The 1,477-nt window shown below is 48.5% G+C and carries 2 protein-coding genes; one reads left to right on the top strand and one right to left on the bottom strand.

Features of this window, described 5'->3' with window-relative positions; translation table 11 throughout:
• The first annotated feature begins 242 nt into the window (after positions 1–242).
• Complete coding sequence (queE, locus tag NNO02_RS23185) at positions 243–914, top strand: 7-carboxy-7-deazaguanine synthase QueE (protein WP_040232204.1); 672 nt, start codon at positions 243–245, stop codon at positions 912–914.
• Between the two features lie 97 nt (positions 915–1,011).
• Here queE and queD read toward each other — a convergent pair whose 3' ends face one another.
• Positions 1,012–1,374 (bottom strand): 6-carboxytetrahydropterin synthase QueD, encoded by a 363-nt coding sequence (gene queD, locus NNO02_RS23180; RefSeq protein WP_041686189.1) that lies wholly within the window; start codon positions 1,372–1,374, stop codon positions 1,012–1,014.
• Positions 1,375–1,477: the final 103 nt, after the last annotated feature.

Here is a 1,477-nt window from a genome sequence, read left to right as displayed (position 1 = left end):
GAAATATTTTACTTTTAAAATATTTATACTATTTTTATAAGGTTATTATCAAAAATGTTTTGTTACATCAAAACGCAGCCTGAACAGCTATGAAATTAAATCACAGCTATTCGATCATTGCAGACGCAAACACGAGATCATGTTTCATGATTTTTTAACTCAGGGGACAGCGCAGCCGGGGGCAAGACCTGAGCGTGCAAATCTGCAATAATACGCGTTCATAACCCAAAACAGAGATGACTATGCAGTACCCGATTAACGAGATGTTCCAGACCCTGCAAGGTGAGGGTTACTTTACCGGCGTCCCCGCCATTTTTATTCGTTTACAGGGATGCCCGGTTGGCTGTGCCTGGTGCGATACCAAACACACCTGGGATAAGCTTGAGGATCGGGAAGTCTCCTTATATAGCATCCTGGCCAAGACGAAAGAGAGTGATAAATGGGGCGCGGCGAGCAGTGAAGATCTGCTGGCTGTTATTCAGCGTCAGGGCTATACCGCCCGACACGTGGTGATCACCGGTGGTGAACCCTGCATTCACGATCTAATGCCACTCACTGACTTACTGGAAAAAAACGGCTTTAGCTGCCAGATTGAGACCAGCGGGACACACGAAGTTCGCTGTACGCCGAATACCTGGGTGACGGTATCGCCGAAGGTGAATATGCGTGGCGGCTATGACGTACTGTCACAGGCGCTGGAACGAGCCAATGAAATCAAGCATCCGGTGGGGCGCGTTCGCGATATTGAAGCGCTGGATGAACTGCTGGCCACGTTGAGCGATGATAAACCACGCATTATTGCGTTGCAGCCAATCAGTCAGAAAGAAGATGCTACGCGTTTGTGTATTGATACCTGTATTGCGCGTAACTGGCGTTTGTCGATGCAAACGCATAAATACCTGAATATTGCCTGATGAGTTTTGCCGGGTACGCATCGCTTGCCCGGCCTACGCTTGTAAATAAGGTAGGCCGGGATCAGACGCGATGCGTCGCCATCCGGCAAGGTCGGAATCACTCTCCGCGATAAACGCAACCTGCTGTGCAGGTCTCTTTTACCATCACTGCGCTCAGCAGAGGAACAACCGGTTTTACCTGTTCCCAAATCCAGCGAGACAATACTTCGCTGGTTGGGTTTTCAAGGCCCGGGATATCGTTCAGGTAGTAGTGATCAAGCCTGTCGTAAGTTGGCTTGAACGCCGCTTTTAACTCGGCGAAATCCATGATCCAACCGGTATGTGGATCGACTTCACCGGTAATTTCAAGACGCACCATAAATGAGTGACCATGCAGACGGCCACACTTGTGTCCTTCCGGTACGTGCGGCAGGCGGTGAGCGGCTTCGAAGGTGAAATCTTTAAACAAGGTGGTGGACATTATTTACTCTCAAGAATGCAAAAAACGCCGTAGGGTAACGTAAAGAGCAAATTTTATCATTATTTAAAAGGGCGCTGAGCATCAGAACGATTCATTCATGATG

Origin of the sequence: Citrobacter sp. Awk 2 (genome assembly GCF_028069815.1) — a bacterium.
In the GTDB taxonomy this organism is placed as follows: domain Bacteria; phylum Pseudomonadota; class Gammaproteobacteria; order Enterobacterales; family Enterobacteriaceae; genus Citrobacter.
Note: the sequence above shows the minus strand (reverse complement) of the source record. Positions and strands in the feature narration are given on the sequence as shown.

Coding starts and splice junctions, on each gene's coding strand:
- queE (WP_040232204.1), top strand. CDS start 243: ATGCAGTACCCGATTAACGAGATGTTCCAGACCCTGCAAGGTGAGGGT.
- queD (WP_041686189.1), bottom strand. CDS start 1,374: ATGTCCACCACCTTGTTTAAAGATTTCACCTTCGAAGCCGCTCACCGC.